We start from the raw sequence: 19013 nt of genomic DNA on the forward strand, positions 1-19013 counted from the left end.
CAATCGTCTTTCAGCTTAATGTTTCAGTTCGCCGGCAGGCGTCAATGCGTCGGCCGTCGTCGCGGTGGCGAACAGTTGCGCGCAGTCGACCTTGTCGAAGGAATAGTGCTTGCCGCAGAAGTCGCAGTTGATGCCCAGTTCGCCCAGGTCGGCCAGCGCCGATTCGACTTCCGGCTGGCCCAGCATTTTCAGCATGTTGCCGACTTTTTCGCGGGTGCAGCTGCAGTGGAATTGCGGGTGCTGCGGGTCGAACACGCGGATCGCCTCTTCCCAGAACAGGCGATTGAGCAGGGTCTCGATGTCGGTGCTCAAGAGCTCTTCCTGTTTCAGCGTGCTGCCGAGCACGACGGCGCGGTTCCAGGTTTCGAGGTCTTCCTCTTCGCTCGCCTGCACGGTCTGATCATCCTTGCCGCTATGGCGCGGCAGCTTTTGCAGCAGCATGCCACGCGAGACCTTGTCGTCGGCCGCCAGCCACAGGCGCGTGTCCAGCTGCTCGGAACGCATCATGTAGTTTTCGATGACGGTCGCGACGTTCTCGCCGTCGAGCGGGACGATGCCCTGGTAGGGCTGCTGGCCCGGCATCTTCTCGAGCGGGTCGAGCGTGATGACGAAGCGCCCGAGGCGATTCACGTTGAGCAGGTCGGTCATGGTGGCGTCGTCCGCCACGTCGGCGTCCGGCGCCAGTTTTGCCGTGGCGCGGATGCGCAGGTCGGCGTCGCACTCGACCACCATCAAGCGCACCGGCCCGTGACCGTGGATCTGCATCACGATCGAGCCGTTGAATTTCAGGTTGGCCGACAGCAGCGCGGCGGCAGCCACCATTTCGCCCAGCATCGAGCGCACGGCTTTCGGGTAGCCGTGGCGGGCCTGGATCTCGCGCCAGGTGTCGGAAATCTCGACCAGCTCGCCGCGCACGGCGGCGTTGTCGAAGATGAATTTCTGCAGGGTGTCCTTGGTGTCTACTGTCGTCATTGTCTATCCGATTTGCTTGAGCTGCGTCCTGAACAATTGGCCGCGCGCCACATAACTGGCGGCGTTGCCTTGCAGGCGCAGCAGGTCTTCTTCCGTGAGGGTACGTACCGCTTTCGCGGGCGTACCAAGTATCAGCGAGTTATCCGGGAACTCTTTGCCTTCGGTAACCAGGGCGCCGGCGCCGACCAGGCAGCCCTTGCCGATCTTCGCGCCATTCAAAATCACGGCCTGGATGCCGATGAGCGAACCGTCGCCGACGGTGCAGCCATGCAGCATGGCCTGGTGGCCAATGGTGACGCCCTTGCCGATCACGAGCGGGTAGCCCATGTCGGTGTGCATCACCGTGCCTTCCTGGACATTGCTGTTTTCCCCGATCGTGATGCGCTCGTTGTCGCCGCGAATCGTGACCCCGAACCACACCGAGGCGTTCGCCTCGAGGGTCACTTTGCCGATCAGGTTGGCCGAATCGGCGACAAACGCCGATGCATCGATCTCGGGCGCATACTCGCCCAGCTGGTAAATCGCCATGGATGTGCTCGCGGAAGGTTGAAGTGACGCTATTTTACGCCCTCGCGTCCGCCGTCGCCCATCTTCGCTAATCGTCGGCAAATGGGGGCGGTCGGCAGGAATCCAAGGGCATGCGTATAATCCGAACGACCGTACTTTTTTCTCTTGAAAATTTCGCCATGCACCCATCCCGTTCCGAATTCCTGACCATCCGCGGCCTGCGCACCCATGTGCGCCACTGGGGCCGCGAGGGCGCGCCGACACTGTTCATGTCGCATGGCTGGATGGATATGTCGGCCTCGTTCCAGTTCGTGGTCGACCACCTGCAGGGCGACTGGCATGTGATCGCCAACGACTGGCGCGGTTTCGGACTTTCCGAGCGCACGCATTCGGATACGTACTGGTTCCCGGATTACGTGGCCGATCTCGATGCCTTGCTCGAGCACTATTCGCCAGACGCGCCGGTGAATTTGCTGGGCCACAGCATGGGCGGCAATATCGTCAGCATGTATGCGGGCGTGCGGCCGGAGCGGGTTACCAAACTCATCAACCTGGAAGGCATCGGGCTGATGGGCGCGCGGCCGGAGCAGGCGCCCAAGCGGATGGCGAAATGGCTCGATGAGCTGCGCAATCCGCCGGTGATGCGCGGGTATGCCAGTTTGCAAGAGGTGGCGGGACGCTTGCAGAAGACCAATCCGCGGCTGCCGCTTGAGCGCGCGGCTTTCCTGGCCGAACACTGGTCGGCGCAGAACGCTGCGGGCGAGTACGAAATCCTCGGCGACCCGGCGCACAAGATGAGCGGGCCGCTGCTGTATCACCTCGACGAGATGATCGCGATGTGGAAACGCATCAGCGCGCCGGTGTTGTGGATCGAGGCGGCGCAGACGGAGATGTGGCGCTGGATGGGGCCGCAGGAAGAGATGCGGGCGGAAGTGGACCGGCGCCTGGCGCATATGGCGTCCGTCGAAGCGCATATTGTGGCGGGCGCGGGGCATATGGTGCATCACGACCAGCCGAAGGTGTTGGCGGAGTTGATCGAAGCGTTTTTGGCGAAGTGATTTTGCGGACGGTGTGCTTGGGCAGGTGGGGCTGTTGCCTGTTCTGTTAGCGGTATGTTAAAGCCGCGTGGGCATGCCCACCCTACGGGAAACGCCGCAGGGTGGACGGGGGATAACAGTCCGGGGGACTGTTATCCGGTCCACGCCTTCAGCGATCGCTCTCATCATGCAGACGAAATTTGCAACGAGGCCATGAAGTGCAAAGGATATTTGCACGCCAGCGCCGCCTTGCACATGTCGTATTGAGGCTGAGACGCCAGCATTAGCGGCCGCCAGGCGGACACCGTGCAGCCAGCCCGCGCAATGCGGCGTACAATGTTTGCTCGTCCAGAAAAGCGCGCCGCACCATGCTGAAAGTCGATCTCCACTGCCATTCCAATGTCTCCGACGGCGTGCTCGCGCCCGCCGCCCTGGCTGCTTACGCGCGCCGGGGCGGGGTCGATGTGTGGGCGCTGACCGACCACGATGAAGTCGGCGGCATCAAGGTCGCGCGCGCGGCCGCAGGTGAGGTGGGCATGCGTTTCGTGCCCGGCGTCGAGATTTCCGTGACCTGGGCGAACCAGACCATCCACCTGGTCGGCCTGCAGGTCGACGAGGATAATCCGGACCTGCTGGCGGGCCTGGCCAAGACCCGCTCGGGACGCGACGCGCGCGGACGGGAAATCGCGACTCAATTGGAAGAGGCCGGCATTCCCGACGCCTACGAAGGGGCATTGAAGTTCGTCGGCAATCCGGACCTGCTCTCGCGCACCCATTTCGCGCGCTACCTCGTGGAATGCGGCAAGTGCGCGACGACCTCGGAAGTGTTCAAGCGCTTCCTCACGGAAGGCAATCCGGGCTATGTGCCGCACCGCTGGGCCTCGTTGCCGGAAGCGTTGGGCTGGATCCGCAGCGCCGGCGGGGTTGCCGTCATCGCGCATCCGGGACGCTACAAGTTCACGCCGACGGCCGAGGGCGTGCTGTTCGACGAATTCAAGCAGCTCGGCGGGAATGCGATCGAGGTCGTGACCGGGAGCCATACGCCGGACCAGTATGCGACTTATGCCGAGGTGGCGCGGCGCTATGGTTTCATGGCATCGCGCGGAACAGATTTTCATGCGCCGGGGGAGGCGAGGGTGGAGTTTGACGCCCTGCCGCCGTTGCCGGCAAACGTGACGCCGGTCTGGCACGACTGGTTTTGAAGGCGTCGTAGGGTGGGCGGCTCCACCGTACAACTTTGAATTGACGCGGCCTATGCGCCGCCACGCGTTCAACCATCCCATGCATCGACGCGAGGTTTCCGGCGCTGGTTGAACGCGTGGGCGGCGCCAGCGTCGCGGGTCATCGAGTGCGCGGGCGGAGCCGCCCACCCTACCGAACCTGCAACGATAGCCGGCCCGTTTTAAGCCCGCCATAAGCCTCCGCCCTTGAATTTTCCCTCTGGCACCCTTATCTTGGCAGCCTGTTAATCTCATTCCTGCCCCGGAGGCACACCCCATGAAGCGCATTGTTTTATTCCTCGCCACCAACCTCGCGGTTGTGCTGGTGCTGACGGTCGTCCTGAACCTGCTCGGGGTCGGACGTGCGGTGAGCGCGGAAGGAATCAATGTCGGCGCGCTCGCCGTGTTCGCGCTGGTGGTGGGCTTCACCGGTTCCTTCATCTCGCTTCTGATGAGCAAACCGATGGCCAAATGGTCGACCGGCGCGCGCGTCATCGAGCAGCCGCAAAATTCCACCGAACTCTGGCTCGTGAATACCGTGCGCCAGCTGGCCGAACGCGCCGGCATCGCCATGCCCGAAGTGGCGGTCTACGACGGCGAGCCGAACGCCTTTGCCACCGGCGCCTTCAAGAACTCCGCCCTGGTCGCCGTGTCCACCGGCCTGCTGCAAGGCATGAACCGCGACGAAGTCGAAGCCGTGCTCGGCCATGAAGTGGCGCACATCGCGAACGGCGACATGGTGACCCTGACCCTGATCCAGGGCGTCGTGAACACCTTCGTCGTCTTCCTGTCGCGCGTGGTCGGCTTCTTCGTCGACAAGGTCCTGCTGCGAGGTAACAACGACCGCGGCCCCGGCATCGGCTACATGGTCACCGTGTTCGTCTGCGAAATCGTCTTCGGCCTGGTGGCGTCCATCATCGTTGCCTGGTTCTCGCGCCAGCGCGAGTTCCGCGCCGACGCCGGTTCGGCCACCCTGCTGGGCAGCGCGCTGCCGATGCAGCATGCACTGGCGCGCCTCGGCGGCCTGCACCCGGGCGCCTTGCCCTCGTCGATGAGCGCTTCCGGCATTTCCGGCAATGGCCGCGGCTGGGGCGCGCTGTTCTCGACCCACCCGCCGATGGAAGAACGCATCGCGGCTTTGCAAGCTTTGCGCCAGGGAGGTGCACGATGAGCCAGTTTTTCCAGATCCATCCCGAGAATCCCCAGAAGCGCCTGATCGCGCAGGCGGCGCAGATCCTCCGTTCCGGCGGCGTGGTCGCCTTGCCGACCGACTCGGCCTACGCGCTGGTCTGCCAACTCGACGACAAGGGCGCCGTCGAAAAGCTGCGCCGCGTGCGCGGCATCGACGACAAGCACCACCTGACGATGCTGTGCCGCGACCTGTCCGAAATCGCGCAGTACGCGCGTGTCGACAATGTCCAGTACCGGCTGCTGAAGGCCACCATGCCCGGCCCCTACACCGTCATCCTGGAAGCGACGAAGGAAGTGCCGCGCCGCCTGTCGCACCCGTCGCGCAAGACGATCGGCCTGCGCGTGCCGGAAAACGTCATCACGCTGGCGCTGTTGGAGGAACTGGGCGAGCCGCTGATCGGCACCACGCTGCAGCTGCCGGGCGACGAGCACATGCTGTCCGACCCGGACGAAGTGCGCGAGCGCCTCGAAAAGCAGATCGAGCTGGTGATCGACGGCGGCGCCGGCACGCTGGAACCGACGACGATCATCGACCTCACCGGCTCCGAACCCGTCCTCGTGCGCGAGGGTCGCGGCGACCCGGCCGCCTTCGGCCTGTAACCGGCCCGTCCCACCGAGCCGGGCCAGCGACAGCGGGCCCGGCTCTGCTAGAATCGCTCCCCTATGGATGAAATCATTCGCAACATCGCAGTCTATGCGCTGCCCGTTCTTTTCGCGATTACCCTGCACGAAGCCGCCCACGCCTATGCCGCCCGTTATTTCGGCGACAACACGGCCTATGCGCAGGGACGCATGACCTTGAATCCCCTGTCGCACATCGACTTGTTCGGGACCATCGTCATTCCGATCCTGCTGTATGTGACCTCGGGCTTCGTGTTCGGCTATGCCAAGCCGGTGCCGGTCCAGTTCGGCAACCTGCGTAATCCGAAAAAGCAAATGGCCTGGGTGGCCCTGGCCGGTCCCGCCGCCAACTTCGTCATGGCGCTGCTGTGGCTGATCTTTGCCGTGGTGCTGGTGGCGACGAACGTGAACGAGGAATTTCCGCACAAGGTGGCGCAGGCCGGCATCGTGACGAACCTCCTGATCTTCGCCTTCAACCTGTTCCCGCTGCCGCCGCTCGACGGCGGGCGCGTGCTGACCAGCATGCTGCCGAATAGCCTGGCGTTCAAGTTCGCGAAGATCGAGCCCTACGGCTTCTTCATCCTGCTGGCGCTGTTGTACTTCAACGTGCTGTCCTTCTGGGTGCAGCCGGTCATGTGGCTCGGCGGCCAGGCGGTGAAGCTGATCGCCTCGCCGATTACCATGCTGCTGACCTGATGCACGCGCCGCTTGACACCCCATCCGCCTGGGTCCGCCGCTTCGCCACGAGCGTGCCGCCCGGCGAGGTGCTCGATCTCGCCTGCGGCAGCGGCCGCCATGCGCGCCTGTTCGCGGCGCTCGGCCATCCGGTCCTCGCCGCTGACCGCGACCCGCAGGCGCTGGCAAGCAGCGCCGGCCCCGGCATCGACACTCTGGAAATCGACCTGGAAGAAGAGGGCGCGCGCTGGCCTTGCGAAGCCGGGCGCTTCGCCGGCATCGTCGTCACCAATTACCTGCACCGGCCTTTGCTGAAAGACCTGGTGGGCAGCCTGGCGCCGAACGGCGTGCTGATCTACGAAACTTTCGCGTTGGGTAACGAAGCCTTCGGCAAGCCGTCGAATCCGGCCTTCCTGCTGCGCCCGGGCGAACTGCTGGATATCGCGGCGGGAGGCGCCCTGAAAGTGCTGGCTTATGAGGACGGTGTCGTCAACGCACCAAAGCCGGCGCGCGTTCAACGCCTGTGCGCGGCAGGGCCCGCCTTCCCGCATACCGAGGCCAAGCTCGACCATTTAGTTGGTCGGGAATGAACCATATTGGCGGACGATCCGCTACAATCAGATTTTTATTTTTCGGCACGTTCCACTGATTATGATTAAGGGCAGCATTGTAGCAATCGTCACGCCGATGTTCGAAGACGGCAGCCTCGACAAGGACGGCCTGCGCACACTGATCGACTGGCACGTGAGCGAAGGTACCGACGGCATCGTGATCGTCGGCACCACCGGCGAATCGGCCACCGTCACGCCGGACGAGCACGTCGAACTGATCAAGTTGACGGTCGACCATGTCGCCGGCCGCATTCCCGTGATCGCCGGCAGCGGCGGCAACTCGACCGCGGAAGCCATTGCGCTGACGCGCGCCGCGAAGGAAGTCGGCGCCGACGCCTCGCTGCAGGTGGTGCCGTACTACAACCGTCCGACCCAGGAAGGCATGTACCGCCACTTCAAGGCGATCGCCGAAGCGGTCGAGCTGCCGATCATCCTGTACAACGTGCCGGGCCGCACCGTTGCCGACATGGCCAACGAGACCATCGCGCGCCTGGCGCCGATCGACAACATCGTCGGCGTGAAAGATGCGACCGGCAATATCGGCCGCGGCATCGAACTGCTGCGCATGGTCGACAAGTCGTTTGCCGTGTATTCGGGCGACGATCCGACCGCGATGGCGCTGATGTTCTGCGGTGGCGCCGGCAATATTTCGGTCACCGCCAACGTGGCCCCGCGCGCCATGCACGAACTGTGCGTGGCCGCCATGGCCGGCGACATCGCCCGCGCCGTCGAGATCAACAACCGCGTGCTCGACCTGCACGCCAAACTGTTCGTCGAGCCGAACCCGGTGCCGGTCAAGTGGGCACTGGCCGAGATGGGCAAGATGCCGTCCGGCCTGCGCCTGCCGCTGGCGCCCTTGTCGACGCCTTTCCACGACACCGTCCGCGCCGCCTTGCGCGCCGCCGGAATCGTTCCGCAATCCTGATGCCCCACGGGCCTCGGTTCACCGATCTGACATCGTAACGATATGACTAAAAGCAACAAGACGACTTTCCCGCTTGCGAAGATTTCCACGCCTGTGCGCGTGCTGGCCGTGGGCGCAATGGCGCTGAGTATGGCGGCATGCACCACCGTTTTCGAATCCGACAAGGTGGACTACAAGTCGTCCAAGAAAGCCGCGCCGCTGGACGTGCCGCCCGACCTGACCCAGCTTCAGAAGGACAATCGTTACGCCATGCCGGAAGGCCGCGGCGTCGCCACCGCATCCGGCATGCAGCAGGGCAGCGCAGGTGCGCAGGCCGGTACGATGGCCATCCCGGCCGGCGGCGCGGCCGTGGGCCCGGTGTCGACCGAGGCCGTGCGCATCGAGCGCGCCGGCGACCAGCGCTGGCTGGTGGTCAAGCAGACGCCTGAACAGCTGTGGCCGCAGGTGCGCCAGTTCTGGCAGGATGCCGGCTTCACGCTGGCAACCGAATCGGCCTCGACCGGCATCATGGAAACGGACTGGAACGAGAACCGAGCGAAGATCCCGCAAGACTTCCTGCGCAACACGCTCGGCCGCGTCTTCGACAGCGCCTATTCGACCGGCGAGCGCGACAAGTACCGCACCCGCCTCGAGCGCCTGCCGGACGGCTCGACCGAGATCTATATCAGCCACCGCGGCGTCGAAGAAGTGCTGACCGGCGCCCAGAAGGAATCGACCGCCTGGACCGTGCGCCCGAAGGATCCGGCCCTCGAAGCCCAGTTCCTGGCGCGCCTGGTCGCGCGCCTGACCGGCGCCACCGAGCCGGCCCAGCTGAAAGCCGCCGAAGCGACCGTCGCGAACGCCGCCGCGGCACCGCTGCATGCGAAGCTGGTCGGCGACCGCGTCGAAGTCGACGAAGGTTTCGACCGCGCCTGGCGCCGCGTCGGCCTGGCGCTGGACCGCGTCGGCTTCACCGTCGAAGACCGCGACCGCGTGCAGGGCGTGTACTTCGTGCGTTACGTCGATCCGGACGGTGCGAACAAGGAAGGCTTCATGAAGCGCCTGTTCAGCTTTGGTTCGTCGGACAAGGACAAGGAAGCGCAGCGCTACCGCGTGCTGGTCAAGGCCGAGCCGAACGCCAGCGTCAGCAGCGTGACGGTGCAGGACCATGGCGGCAAGGCGGATACGTCGCCGACGGGGGCGAAGATCCTGTCGCTGCTGAATGACGAGTTGAAGTAATCAGCTTTGGTTTCAGGAAAGCCGGCCCGTGTGGCCGGCTTTTTTTACATCTGTACTAGTCGCGTAGGGTGAGCACTCGTGCTCAAGGAAAAAGCTGGGGTCAGGTCTGACATTTGGACACAGCCTCGACGGTGCCGGGCTGGATAAGGCAGAGCTCGTGTCTGAATGTCAGACCTGACCCCAGCGCTTACGTACAGCCGAAAAAAAACCGGCCCGCAGGCCGGTTTTCAAAATCAGAGAAAGCTGATTACTTGGTCTGAGCAGCCGAAGCGGCGACGTCAGCAGCGGTCGAAGCGGCCGAAGCGGCTTCCGAAGCAGCAGCCGAAGCGGCAGCAGCAGCGTTGGCAGCGTCAGCAGCTGGGGTAGCAGCTGCGTCGGTGGTGGTGCCGGCGGCTGGAGCAGCTGCGTCGGTGGTGGTGGTGGTGGTGGTCGTTGCAGCAGGTGCTTCAACAGCAGCTGGGGTGGTGGTTGCAGCGTCTTCTTTCTTCGAGCAAGCAGCCAGGGCAACAGCCATCAGGGAAACGATCAGCAGGGATTTTTTCATGGTTTTTCCTTAATTAAGTGAAGTACTTTGTTGCGATGAATAATTACCGGTAATTATCGCTCGTTGGAATTCTCGTGTGCTTTCATACTGGTAACAGTGCCTGATAGACAACGGAACCTTCCTAACCCGATATTATAGCCAAATTTACTGCTTCGCAATAGAAAACACATGCCAAAATGGAAGTATTTTGTGAATTAATAAGCTTCATTTTGTTACAAGATGCTACAAAGATCAAGATAAGTCTTTACCGCTAAATTCAGGGACATTCTACAGTCCCGTTACAGTCGGCGTGAGTGCGACCGCCGACTCTTCCCACAAGGCTTCGAAGCGGTGCGCGGGCAGCTCGACGGCGGCTGGCGCATCGAAAGCAGCCTCGCCGCGCATGTGATCGCAGTGGAAGCGGCGTACCACGTGCACGCCGTCGGCCAGCGCGAACGAATCGGAAAGGTGGCGCAGCGAACGCGGGCTCTGGCGGCATGCCAAGCGATCGCCGTAGTCGCGCACCAGGCGCAGGAAACGTGGGCACGCACGTTCGATGTGGGTCGTCTCGTGCAGGGCCAGGCGCAGCATGCCGCCGGCGTGCAGGAAGGCGCGCAGCGTCGCTTCCACATCCGGCGCGCCCAGCGGGTAGGCCGCGAAATCGGGATCGAACAGGTCGAGCCGGCCCTGCGCCCGTTCCAGGAGCGCGCGCCAATGCGCATCGAGCTCGCGGCGCGTGTCGAAACGGAAGATGGCCGCCTCGTCCATTATTTACCCCAGCTCGACCCAGCCGTCGCCGTACCAGGTGTACAGCGCTTCCAGCACGTCGTCCGAGGCCTGTGCCAGCTGCTCGCCCGTCAGGCGCCGTTCGTTGGCCAGCACGTCGAGGACAACTTTGTCCGCACGGCTCACCGCGAACGATTCGCCGTTGATGAAGACGTGCCTGCAGCGGTAGAGCATCAGCGTTTTCGCCGGCAGTTTCACACCGCGTTTGGCGGCAGTCTCCATGAAGCGCCCGACCGTCAGCCGCTTCGCCGGCGGCGTGAAGAACACGTTGTGCTTCGGCTCGGACATGTATTCGCCGAAGAAGACCGTCACGTCTTCCTCGTCCCAACGCACCTTGTTCAGCTCTTCGGTGATCGAGGCGAGCATGTCGCGCGGGATCTCGGCCGGGTTCTTCGCCGGTTCCAGGTGCGGGTCGGCATAGCGGCCGGGCAGGTCGATCGAGTCGGCCATGAACTGCAGGAAGGCTTCGCCGAGTTCCTGGAACGAGGGCGAGCGGAAACCGATCGAATAGGTCATGCACTCGCCTTCGGCCACGCCGTCGTGGGCGTAGTGCGGGGGCAGGTACAGCATGTCGCCCGGTTCCAGCACAAATTCTTCTTCCGGGGTAAAGTTCGACAAGATCTTCAGCGGCATGCCTTCGACCAGCGACAGGTCCTGCTGGGCGCTGATCTTCCAGCGGCGCTTGCCCTGCGCCTGCAGCAGGAACACGTCGTAGGAATCGAAGTGCGGACCGACGCCGCCGCCATCGGTGGCGTAGCTGACCATCAGGTCGTCCAGGCGCGCGTCGGGCAGGAAGCGGAATTCGCGCAGCAGGGCGTCGGCGCGCTCGTCCAGCAGGTTCACGCCCTGCACCAGCAGGGTCCATTCGCGCTGGGTGCGCGGCGGCAGTTCGGTCAAGGGGCCGTGCTGCATGTCCCACTGGCCGTCGCTGAGCGTGACGAGGCGCGACTCGACGTGGTTTTGTGCGGCTGCTTCGACGAGCTTGTCGAATTTGAGCAGGGGCTTGAAACCGGGGATGGCGTTGCGGATCAGAAGCGGCTTCTTGTGCCAGTAATCGCGCAGGAACTGGGCGGGAGTGATGTTCCCGAGGAGCTGTAATTTTTTCATGTGCCATTATAACCAGCCCGCAGCGTGTAACAGCACGGGTAACAGCGCGGGCGGCGGCGGAGGAAGGTTATAATCCGCTCCTTACAACGAAAGGAAGTGCGATGAAGATTGCCCAGAATACGGTCGTGACGGTGAACTACAAGCTGTCGGATGCGCAAAACAACCTGATCGAAGAAGGCGTGCAGCCGATGGTCTACCTGCACGGCGGTTACGAGAACACCCTGCCGAAGATCGAAGAAGAACTCGACGGCAAGGAAGCCGGCTATTCGTCGACCCTGCAGGTCGAGCCGGAAGACGCGTTCGGCGATTACGATGCCGAGCTGGTCAAGGTCGAAGACCGCAAGCTGCTGCCGGAGCCGCTCGAAGTGGGCATGCAGTTCGAAGGCATGGCCGACGGCGCCGACGACGAGCCGATGATCTTCACCGTCACCGAAATCGCCGACGACAAGGTCGTCCTCGACGGTAACCACCCGCTGGCCGGCATGGCCCTGCGCTTCGAGCTGTCGGTCATCGACGTGCGCGCCGCGACCGAAGAAGAAATCGCCCATGGCCACGTGCACGGCGCCCACGGTCACCACCACGGTGAAGACGACGGCGACGACAGCGAAGAGGGCGACCACTTCCGTAGCCAGCCGCTGCATTAATTGGTTGGATTTCCGGGGGCGTGCGTCCCCGGTTTTGCGTTTGGGCGCCGGTCTATGCAAACGTGATGCGAAGCTCCGCGTGGGCATGCCCGGTGAACCCGTCATTGATGCCATTGGCATCAATGACCCCGTACGGTACACCGCCGTTGTAGGGTGGGCATGCCCACGCGAAACGCGCCGCCATGTTGGCTGCGTTCCTTGACGCCCCCCCAATCACTCCCCCGCATCCTTCACGCTGAACAAGGCCTTCTCCCCCGGCCTCACCGTCACCTCGACCGCCTCATCCCCCACCGACACGTGCCCGAGATTGCCGCGCCACTCGATCGCCGGCCTGGCCTTCTTCGGCAGCGGTGCGCTGTCCACCAGCAGCACCTTCCCGTCGAATTTCTGCGCCAGCGACTGCACCTGCTTGCGCGTGGCCGCGAAGCCGTCCTGCGCCGCGGGCGCGCGGCGCAACAGGCCGCGCAGGCCCGTCGGCTCGGCCAGCAGCGGCTTCAGGTCTCCCTCGGAGAAAATCACGATCGCATCGACCTTGTCGCCGCGCGCCAGCGTGAACAGGCGGTTGAGCCAGAAGCGCGTGGCCACCAGCCGGTCTTCGTATTCGCTGTTGCGCCCGGCCGCAGCGAGGTAGTGGTTGTTGTTGGCAGGGAGGTTCACGGTGGCGTACAGGACCGAGTCCACGGTCCAGTGGGCATTCTCGGCATAGCTGCGAAAACGCGGACTGGTCGACAAGCGCGTGAGCGGCAGCTTCTTCGCGCCGAGGGAAGTGGGCTCGCCGTGGAACAGTTCGCGCAGCCGGTTCAGGCGCTCGATGGCGTTGGTGCGGCCCGCCGAGTTGCGGCAATCGGTCCAGTCGCTGCCGGCCGGCAGCACGATGACGGGACGTTTCGCCTTCTCGATCAGGTCGCGCCGTTCCCCGTACAGCTTGTCGCCGCAGGGTTCGCCCGATGCCTTGATGCCGGTGACGACGACAAAGGCCAGCGATTTGTCGCCCGTTTGCGCCAGCGCTTTCTTGAGGCGCTCGTCGCCCGGTTTGCCGAAGCTGTGGCCGATGACGCCGAAGTGCTGCGCTTCATGCGTGTCGCGGCCACCATCGCGTCCGGCATCGCGCGCCGCATGCGACGGCGCCGACAGCAGCGCCGACAGCGCCGCCGCCAATAGAAGAGGGCGCAGGCGCGGCATCAGGCCGGGCCACGCATGGCAGCCAGTCGCTTCAATTCGTACAGCCGTTCCAGCGCCTCGCGCGGCGTGAGCGCATCCGGATCGAGCGCGTCGAACGCTTCCAGCAGGGCCGGCGAAACGGGCGGCGCGGCCTCCGCCGGCGTCTCTTCTTCCACCTCGACGCATGGCTGCGCAAACAGGTCGCGCTGCGGCGTCGTATCGAGCGCCTGCGATTCGAGGCGCGCCAGGTGCTTGCGCGCAGCCTTGATGACCGCCGGCGGCACGCCCGCCAGCTGCGCCACCTGCAAGCCGTAGCTTTGCGAGGCCGGCCCGTCCTGCACCGCGTGCAGGAACACGATCGTGTCCTTGTGCTCGACCGCCGACAGGTGCACGTTGGCCGCGCTCGGATGGCTCTCCGGCAGCTGGGTCAGTTCGAAATAATGGGTCGCGAACAGGGTGAAGCTGCGGCTGGTGTCGATCAGGTGGCGCGCGATCGCCCAGGCCAGCGCCAGGCCGTCGAAGGTCGAGGTGCCGCGTCCGACTTCATCCATCAGTACCAGCGAGTGTTCGGTAGCGCCGTTCAGGATGGCCGCCGATTCGGTCATCTCGACCATGAAGGTCGAGCGTCCGCCGGCCAGGTCGTCGTTGGCGCCGATGCGGGTGAAGATGCGGTCGATCGGGCCGATCGTCGCACTCGTCGCCGGCACATAGCTGCCGACATAGGCGAGCAGCACGATCAGCGCGGTCTGGCGCATGAAGGTCGATTTACCGCCCATGTTCGGACCGGTAATCAAGAGCAGGCGCCGCTCGTTGGACAGCTTGCAGTCGTTGGCGATGAAGCGCTCGATCTGGCGTTCCACGACCGGATGGCGGCCCTCGACGATGGTCAAACACGGTGCATCCACCAGTTGCGGCGCGCACCAGTTGTGGCGCAGCGCGTGGCTGGCGAGTGCGACCAGGGTGTCGATCTGGGCCAGGCCCTGTGCTACGCGCTGCAGGTCGCCGATGTGCGGCGCCAGGCAGGTCAGCAGTTCTTCGTACAGCGCCTTTTCGCGCACCAGCGCCTTGTCCTGCGCGGAGAGGGCCTTGTCCTCGAAGGCTTTCAGTTCCGGCGTGATGTAGCGCTCGCAGTTTTTGAGCGTCTGGCGGCGGCGGTAGTCGTCCGGCACTTTATCCGTCTGGCCGTTGGTGACCTCGATATAAAAGCCGTGCACCTTGTTGTACTCGACGCGCAGGTTGGCGATGCCCGTGCGGGCGCGCTCGCGCGTTTCGAGGTCGACCAGGAACTGGCCGGCGTTCTGCGACAGCGCGCGCAGTTCATCGAGCTCGCTGTCGAAACCGGTGGCGAACACACCGCCGTCGCGCACCATCGCGGCCGGCTCCTCGGCCACCGCGCGGGTGAGCAGGTCGAGGCAAGGGATCGGCGTATCGATGGCGTCGTGCAGTGCGCGCAGCAGGCAGGAATCGCCCGGGATAAAGCAGCGCGCGATTTGCCGGCGCAAGGCGGGCAGCTGTTTGAGGCCGTCGCGCAGGCTGGCGAGGTCGCGTGGGCGCACCGAGAGCAGCGCGATGCGCGTCGTGATGCGCTCGATGTCGGGCACCTCGTTCAGGGTGCTCGACAGCGCGGAAGTCGCATCGCCCTGGGCCAGCGCTTCGATCGCTTCATGGCGCGAGCGGGCGACGGCCTGGTCGCGCCGCGCATGGTGCAGCCAGTGGCGCAGCAGGCGCGAACCCATCGCGGTGCGGCAGCCGTCGAGCAGGGAGAACAGCGTCGGCGACTCCTGGCCGCGGATGGTTTCCGTCAGTTCCAGGTTGCGGCGCGTGGCGGCATCGAGGCCGATGAATTCGTTCTCGCTCTCGACGGCCAGGCTTTTCACGTGCTGCAGCCCGCGCCCCTGCGTCGATTGCGCATAGCGCAAGAGCGCGCCGGCCGCGCCGAAGGCGGCGCCCAGGCCATCGGCGCCAAAGCCGGTGAGGGTGGCGACGCCGAGCTGCTCGACCAGCGCCTTGTGGCCCTTGACCACGTCGAAATGCCAGTCCGGCACGCGCTGGGTGTGCGCGAACGGGTTCTCTTCGAACATGTCGCCGTCGTCGGCGCGCAGGATCTCGGCCGGCGCGATGCGTTCCAGTTCCTGCGCGAGGCGGGCGCTCACGGTGCGCTCGTCGCCGGCAAACTCCATCAGGCGCAGCGCGCCGCTGGCCAGCGACAGCCAGGCCAGGCCGACGGTCGTCGACTTGCGCTGGCTGAGTGTGCAGAGCGCCAGCAGCGAGCGCTCGGCCTTTTCGGGGAGCAGGTCGGAATCGGTCAGGGTGCCCGGTGTGACCACGCGCACCACCTTGCGCTCGACCGGGCCCTTGCTGGTGGCCGGGTCGCCGATCTGCTCGCAGATCGCGCAGGATTCGCCGAGTTTGACGAGTTTGCCGAGGTAGCCGTCGAGCGAGTGGAAGGGCACGCCGCACATCTTGATCGGGTTGCCGCCGGAAGAGCCGCGCGCGGTCAGCGTGATGCCGAGGATGCGCGCGGCCTTCTCGGCGTCTTCGTGGAACAGCTCGTAGAAGTCGCCCATGCGGTAGAACACCAGCATGGTCGGGTAATCGGCCTTGATGCCCAGGTACTGGGCCATCATCGGGGTGACTTTTTCCGACGTTGCGCGTGCGGCGGCGGCGTTGATTTCGGTGGGGACGGTGGTCATTTCTGTTGAATTCGGTAAGGCAGGGCGGGCAGCCCGGCCAGGACCGACATTTTACAACCATCGGCTGGGCAGCAGGCTGCCGAACTGCCAATGCCGAGATGCCACGGCCCCACGCCCCGCGCCATGCGCAGCGCTTCAGCTGCGCAGCAACTTCATGATCGTATCGAGCCGATACGGCTTGGTCGTGAACAGATAGCTGCGCTCGCGGTCCTGCAGCATGGAGGGAACCGTATAGCCCGAGGTCAGCAGAATTTTGACGCGCGGGTAGAACTCGGTGACGGCGTCCGCGAGCTGCAGTCCGTTCATGCCGGGCATCATGACATCGGAAAAGATGGCGTCGATGTCGCCGTCCCGGGCGAGGATTTGCAGCGCCTCCATGGCCGAGTTGGCGACCACGACGTCCAGTCCGCGGCTGCTGAGCAAGGCCTCCGCCAGGTCCGCCAGGTCGGCTTCATCGTCGACCACCAGGACCTTGCGTACCAGGCCGGCTTCGCCAGGGGGGGCGTCCTCGCCGAGCGCGTTCGCACCGGGCGGGCGGGGCGGAACATTGTTTGACGACAGCCAGCGGATATTCGACGTACCGACCACAACGGCTCCTCGGGAAAATGATGCTTCAACCATGTGCGCAGTATGAAGGAATTCACGCATGTGCCGCAAACGATTGCCTGTTTCGGTCCGCCGCCGATTGCCCGCGCCGGCGCGCCCGCATCCTTGCGCCCGCCTTGCAAGCCCAGTGATCATGTCCTGCGCCGTCCTGGGCAGGATGCTATCAATAGACTAACAATTATAAAACAGACTTGGCGACATTTATTTACAAATTGCACTCGTGCTTGGAGGCACGACAGGAAAATAAAGGGGACAGATGGCCTTGAATTTGGCGAAACAGGCGTAATCCCCTTCTGTATGACTTCCCACCGCAAAACCATTCTCGTGATCAATCCCCCGGCTGGCGACCCGGCCGGTATCCGCCGCCTGCTCGGCACCCTGGGCCATATCGCCGTCACCGCCGAAGGCGCGCGCGCCGCGTTGAAAGCGCTCGGGACTGTGCGCTTCGACGTCATCTTCACCAGCATCGGCCGCGCCGGGCGCGGCGGCGAGCGCAACTTCGTGCAGGAGCTACGCTCGGTCGCGCCCGGCAGCGCCGTCGTCGGCATCAATGAACACGGGCCGGATGCCGCCAATGAAGCGTGGATGGGCGAATGCGACGCCACCATCCAGGCGCCGCTGTCGCCGTCGCGCGTGCAGTGGACGCTCGATTTCGAATTGCGCTATTTCGGCAGCTGAACCCCGGCGCGGCGCCATATGTCCCATCCCGGCCACAGGCTTCATGGGGCGCGGACAAGACGGGCGGCCAGGCGGCCTCAAAATCTTGCTCTCGCACAAAGGCGATGAGGAAGTGCTATCGTTCCACTTGCAACACCCGTTGTTGCGAAAGTCTACGATATCGCCCAGGCACGCGCGGCGGGCTTTTCGGCGCATATCGGCAAACCGATGTCGATCGAACGGCTCAACCTCATCGTGCACGACCTGCTGCCGCGCAGGCCCGCACCCGCCGGCTGAGCCACGCTTTATGTCACCTGCATGTCGGGAAATTTTACAAACTTTCCGACCGGCAGGCTGCGCGCGCGAATAAGGGCTTGATATCGTTCGGCTTTCTCGTGCTGGCTTAAAACTTGCTTAATTGTACACATCACAATAAGGAGAGCACATGAGCCTAGCCGCCTACCGCCTTGCCGCAGCAATCCTGACCTCCCTGGCCTGCGCAGGCGCCTCGGCTGCCGTCGTCGCCACGAATACGACCTACGGCGACATCGACGGCGCCGAGGCAACGCGCGCCCTGAACGTCAGCTCGCGCGGCATCGTCACCGACCTGAACATTACGGTCGAATTCTCGAAATGCGACGACCCGCCGATCGGCCCGAACGGCACCCGCTGCCTGGGCATCGGCGATCCGTTCGAGCAGGAGTTCATGCTGACGCTGATCGGGCCGGATGGCACGCAGGTCAACCTCGTCGCTCCGTTCGAGACCTACGATGGCTCCGGACGCGGGGCAGGACGTGTCAGCGTGAGCTTCGACGACGAGGCGGCAAGCGCCGCCGGCCCACGCATCCAGGCCGGCAGCTTCCGTCCCGAGGAGGCCCTGTCCGCCTTCGACGGCATGGACACCTTCGGCAGCTGGACCTTGTACCTGCAGGATTTCTTCCCGGGCGACCCGCTCGAATTCTACTCGGCGCAGCTCGACATCAGCTACGATCCGGCACCGGTGCCGGAGCCGGCCACGCTGGCGATGCTGGGATTGGGACTGGGATTGATCGGGATGCGCAGGCCGCGCAAAGGCTGATGTTGCAGGGTGGGCGGCTGACGATCAGCGCGACACGATCAATTTGACGCCCAGCGCGACGAACACGGTCCCCGCCAGCCGGTCGAGCCATTTGCCGGCGCCCGGCTTGCGCTCCAGCCAGGCCCCGACGGCGCCCGAAAAATAACCCAGCAACCCGAACAGGATCGCCGCCTGCAGCGTGAAGGTCACGCCCAGCGCCAGCATCTGGCCCGGTACATTGCCGTTCGCCGCGATCACGAACTGCGGCAGCAGCGACAGGAAGAACAGCACCACCTTCGGGTTGATGGCGTTCGCCACGAGTCCCTTCATGAACAGGCTGTTCAGCGACTGCGGTGCGCCCGCCTTGCTGGCGGCCTGCCCGCCGGTGCTGCGCAGCGCCCCGATCCCCAGCCACACCAGGTACAGCCCGCCGCCGATGCGCAGCAGCGTGAACGAGGTGGGCGAGGCGGCGATGATCGCGCTCACGCCGATCACGGCGAGGAAGGTGTGGCTCAGGCAGCCGAGCGCGCAGCCCAGGCCGAAGACCATGCCTTGTTTGCGGCCTTTCGACATGCCCAGGCCGAGGACCATCAGGTTGTCGGGGCCGGGGGAGGCGGTGAGCAGGATGGCGGCGAGCAGGAAGCCGAAAAATTGTTCGGGTGCGAGCATAGGGTTTATGAGTAGACGTGAATGACCGTAGGGTGGACGGGTTTCCCGTCCACGCGGTGATAATTGGCCGCAAGATCATCCGGCGCGATATCGAAGCCGTCAACGATCAACGCGTGGACGGCGGAGCCGTCCA

The 19013-nt window shown here is 64.5% G+C and carries 20 protein-coding genes; 11 read left to right on the forward strand and 9 right to left on the reverse strand.

The window, feature by feature from the left end; genetic code table 11:
* Positions 1-15 precede the first annotated feature (15 nt).
* Both hslO and AC1MEM_RS10245 read right to left on the reverse strand, forming a co-directional pair.
* Complete coding sequence (gene hslO, locus AC1MEM_RS10240) at positions 16-972, reverse strand: Hsp33 family molecular chaperone HslO (protein ID WP_499477035.1); 957 nt, start codon at positions 970-972, stop codon at positions 16-18.
* A 3-nt stretch (positions 973-975) separates the two neighbouring features.
* Positions 976-1500 carry a gamma carbonic anhydrase family protein gene (locus AC1MEM_RS10245; RefSeq protein ID WP_499477036.1) on the reverse strand — a complete coding sequence of 175 codons (525 nt, stop codon included), beginning with the start codon at positions 1498-1500 and terminating at the stop codon, positions 976-978.
* Positions 1501-1658: 158 nt separating this feature from the next.
* Here AC1MEM_RS10245 and AC1MEM_RS10250 point away from each other — a divergent pair, with 158 nt between their 5' ends.
* The 8 genes from AC1MEM_RS10250 (at position 1659) to bamC (ending at position 8977) form a co-directional block, all read left to right on the forward strand.
* Positions 1659-2537, forward strand: a complete 879-nt coding sequence (locus AC1MEM_RS10250) for an alpha/beta fold hydrolase (protein ID WP_499477037.1) — start codon at positions 1659-1661, stop codon at positions 2535-2537.
* Positions 2538-2884: 347 nt separating this feature from the next.
* Positions 2885-3718, forward strand: a complete 834-nt coding sequence (locus tag AC1MEM_RS10255; protein WP_499477038.1) for a 3',5'-nucleoside bisphosphate phosphatase — start codon at positions 2885-2887, stop codon at positions 3716-3718.
* Between the two features lie 295 nt (positions 3719-4013).
* Positions 4014-4907: a protease HtpX gene (gene htpX / locus AC1MEM_RS10260; RefSeq protein ID WP_499477039.1), complete on the forward strand. Its 894-nt coding sequence runs from the start codon at positions 4014-4016 to the stop codon at positions 4905-4907.
* The gene (locus AC1MEM_RS10265) at positions 4904-5527 is read left to right on the forward strand and encodes an L-threonylcarbamoyladenylate synthase (protein ID WP_499477041.1); all 624 of its coding nucleotides are present in this window, start codon (positions 4904-4906) and stop codon (positions 5525-5527) included. Before htpX ends, AC1MEM_RS10265 begins: the two co-directional genes overlap by 4 nt.
* Positions 5528-5590: 63 nt before the next feature.
* Positions 5591-6244, forward strand: coding sequence for a site-2 protease family protein (locus tag AC1MEM_RS10270; RefSeq protein ID WP_499477042.1), 654 nt, complete (start codon positions 5591-5593; stop codon positions 6242-6244).
* Complete coding sequence (locus AC1MEM_RS10275) at positions 6244-6813, forward strand: class I SAM-dependent methyltransferase (RefSeq protein WP_499477044.1); 570 nt, start codon at positions 6244-6246, stop codon at positions 6811-6813. The genes AC1MEM_RS10270 and AC1MEM_RS10275 overlap by 1 nt, the downstream gene beginning before the upstream one ends.
* Positions 6814-6874: 61 nt before the next feature.
* Positions 6875-7759 carry a 4-hydroxy-tetrahydrodipicolinate synthase gene (gene dapA, locus AC1MEM_RS10280; RefSeq protein ID WP_499477046.1) on the forward strand — a complete coding sequence of 295 codons (885 nt, stop codon included), beginning with the start codon at positions 6875-6877 and terminating at the stop codon, positions 7757-7759.
* A gap of 42 nt (positions 7760-7801) precedes the next feature.
* On the forward strand, positions 7802-8977 hold the full coding sequence (gene bamC, locus AC1MEM_RS10285; protein WP_499477047.1) for an NlpB/DapX family lipoprotein: 1176 nt from the start codon (positions 7802-7804) through the stop codon (positions 8975-8977).
* Between the two features lie 247 nt (positions 8978-9224).
* On the opposite strand, the gene AC1MEM_RS10290 is transcribed toward bamC, so the two are convergent.
* The 3 genes from AC1MEM_RS10290 to AC1MEM_RS10300 all read right to left on the reverse strand — a co-directional run bounded on the left by AC1MEM_RS10290 (position 9225) and on the right by AC1MEM_RS10300 (position 11393).
* Positions 9225-9521 (reverse strand): hypothetical protein, encoded by a 297-nt coding sequence (locus AC1MEM_RS10290; RefSeq protein WP_499477048.1) that lies wholly within the window; start codon positions 9519-9521, stop codon positions 9225-9227.
* 267 nt (positions 9522-9788) lie between these two features.
* A complete protein-coding gene (locus AC1MEM_RS10295; RefSeq protein ID WP_499477049.1) occupies positions 9789-10268 on the reverse strand; it encodes a DUF7931 domain-containing protein in 480 nt (159 codons plus the stop codon).
* Between the two features lie 3 nt (positions 10269-10271).
* Positions 10272-11393, reverse strand: coding sequence for a ribosomal protein uL16 3-hydroxylase (locus AC1MEM_RS10300; RefSeq protein ID WP_499477050.1), 1122 nt, complete (start codon positions 11391-11393; stop codon positions 10272-10274).
* Between the two features lie 101 nt (positions 11394-11494).
* On the opposite strand from AC1MEM_RS10300, the gene AC1MEM_RS10305 reads away from it, so the two are divergent.
* A complete protein-coding gene (locus AC1MEM_RS10305; protein WP_499477051.1) occupies positions 11495-12037 on the forward strand; it encodes an FKBP-type peptidyl-prolyl cis-trans isomerase in 543 nt (180 codons plus the stop codon).
* A gap of 213 nt (positions 12038-12250) precedes the next feature.
* Here the strand turns inward: AC1MEM_RS10305 and AC1MEM_RS10310 are convergent, their stop codons facing one another.
* The 3 genes from AC1MEM_RS10310 to AC1MEM_RS10320 all read right to left on the reverse strand — a co-directional run bounded on the left by AC1MEM_RS10310 (position 12251) and on the right by AC1MEM_RS10320 (position 16479).
* Positions 12251-13219, reverse strand: coding sequence for a hypothetical protein (locus AC1MEM_RS10310; protein WP_499477053.1), 969 nt, complete (start codon positions 13217-13219; stop codon positions 12251-12253).
* The gene (gene mutS / locus AC1MEM_RS10315) at positions 13219-15891 is read right to left on the reverse strand and encodes a DNA mismatch repair protein MutS (protein ID WP_499477055.1); all 2673 of its coding nucleotides are present in this window, start codon (positions 15889-15891) and stop codon (positions 13219-13221) included. Before mutS ends, AC1MEM_RS10310 begins: the two co-directional genes overlap by 1 nt.
* 135 nt (positions 15892-16026) lie before the next feature.
* The gene (locus AC1MEM_RS10320) at positions 16027-16479 is read right to left on the reverse strand and encodes a response regulator (protein WP_499477056.1); all 453 of its coding nucleotides are present in this window, start codon (positions 16477-16479) and stop codon (positions 16027-16029) included.
* A gap of 315 nt (positions 16480-16794) precedes the next feature.
* Between AC1MEM_RS10320 and AC1MEM_RS10325 the strand changes: the two genes are divergently transcribed.
* Both AC1MEM_RS10325 and AC1MEM_RS10330 read left to right on the forward strand, forming a co-directional pair.
* On the forward strand, positions 16795-17175 hold the full coding sequence (locus tag AC1MEM_RS10325) for a response regulator (protein WP_499477057.1): 381 nt from the start codon (positions 16795-16797) through the stop codon (positions 17173-17175).
* A gap of 424 nt (positions 17176-17599) precedes the next feature.
* On the forward strand, positions 17600-18232 hold the full coding sequence (locus AC1MEM_RS10330; RefSeq protein WP_499477058.1) for a PEP-CTERM sorting domain-containing protein: 633 nt from the start codon (positions 17600-17602) through the stop codon (positions 18230-18232).
* A gap of 24 nt (positions 18233-18256) precedes the next feature.
* Here AC1MEM_RS10330 and AC1MEM_RS10335 read toward each other — a convergent pair whose 3' ends face one another.
* A complete protein-coding gene (locus AC1MEM_RS10335; protein ID WP_499477059.1) occupies positions 18257-18880 on the reverse strand; it encodes a LysE family translocator in 624 nt (207 codons plus the stop codon).
* Positions 18881-19013: the final 133 nt, after the last annotated feature.

This window comes from Telluria sp. AIW5 (assembly GCF_056680575.1).

What these genes read in the sequence shown, in the direction of transcription:
- hslO (WP_499477035.1), bottom strand. Translation starts at nt 972, where the DNA reads ATGACGACAGTAGACACCAAGGACACCCTGCAGAAATTCATCTTCGAC.
- AC1MEM_RS10245 (WP_499477036.1), bottom strand. Translation starts at nt 1,500, where the DNA reads ATGGCGATTTACCAGCTGGGCGAGTATGCGCCCGAGATCGATGCATCG.
- AC1MEM_RS10250 (WP_499477037.1), top strand. Translation starts at nt 1,659, where the DNA reads ATGCACCCATCCCGTTCCGAATTCCTGACCATCCGCGGCCTGCGCACC.
- AC1MEM_RS10255 (WP_499477038.1), top strand. Translation starts at nt 2,885, where the DNA reads ATGCTGAAAGTCGATCTCCACTGCCATTCCAATGTCTCCGACGGCGTG.
- htpX (WP_499477039.1), top strand. Translation starts at nt 4,014, where the DNA reads ATGAAGCGCATTGTTTTATTCCTCGCCACCAACCTCGCGGTTGTGCTG.
- AC1MEM_RS10265 (WP_499477041.1), top strand. Translation starts at nt 4,904, where the DNA reads ATGAGCCAGTTTTTCCAGATCCATCCCGAGAATCCCCAGAAGCGCCTG.
- AC1MEM_RS10270 (WP_499477042.1), top strand. Translation starts at nt 5,591, where the DNA reads ATGGATGAAATCATTCGCAACATCGCAGTCTATGCGCTGCCCGTTCTT.
- AC1MEM_RS10275 (WP_499477044.1), top strand. Translation starts at nt 6,244, where the DNA reads ATGCACGCGCCGCTTGACACCCCATCCGCCTGGGTCCGCCGCTTCGCC.
- dapA (WP_499477046.1), top strand. Translation starts at nt 6,875, where the DNA reads ATGATTAAGGGCAGCATTGTAGCAATCGTCACGCCGATGTTCGAAGAC.
- bamC (WP_499477047.1), top strand. Translation starts at nt 7,802, where the DNA reads ATGACTAAAAGCAACAAGACGACTTTCCCGCTTGCGAAGATTTCCACG.
- AC1MEM_RS10290 (WP_499477048.1), bottom strand. Translation starts at nt 9,521, where the DNA reads ATGAAAAAATCCCTGCTGATCGTTTCCCTGATGGCTGTTGCCCTGGCT.
- AC1MEM_RS10295 (WP_499477049.1), bottom strand. Translation starts at nt 10,268, where the DNA reads ATGGACGAGGCGGCCATCTTCCGTTTCGACACGCGCCGCGAGCTCGAT.
- AC1MEM_RS10300 (WP_499477050.1), bottom strand. Translation starts at nt 11,393, where the DNA reads ATGAAAAAATTACAGCTCCTCGGGAACATCACTCCCGCCCAGTTCCTG.
- AC1MEM_RS10305 (WP_499477051.1), top strand. Translation starts at nt 11,495, where the DNA reads ATGAAGATTGCCCAGAATACGGTCGTGACGGTGAACTACAAGCTGTCG.
- AC1MEM_RS10310 (WP_499477053.1), bottom strand. Translation starts at nt 13,219, where the DNA reads ATGCCGCGCCTGCGCCCTCTTCTATTGGCGGCGGCGCTGTCGGCGCTG.
- mutS (WP_499477055.1), bottom strand. Translation starts at nt 15,891, where the DNA reads ATGACCACCGTCCCCACCGAAATCAACGCCGCCGCCGCACGCGCAACG.
- AC1MEM_RS10325 (WP_499477057.1), top strand. Translation starts at nt 16,795, where the DNA reads ATGACTTCCCACCGCAAAACCATTCTCGTGATCAATCCCCCGGCTGGC.
- AC1MEM_RS10330 (WP_499477058.1), top strand. Translation starts at nt 17,600, where the DNA reads ATGAGCCTAGCCGCCTACCGCCTTGCCGCAGCAATCCTGACCTCCCTG.
- AC1MEM_RS10335 (WP_499477059.1), bottom strand. Translation starts at nt 18,880, where the DNA reads ATGCTCGCACCCGAACAATTTTTCGGCTTCCTGCTCGCCGCCATCCTG.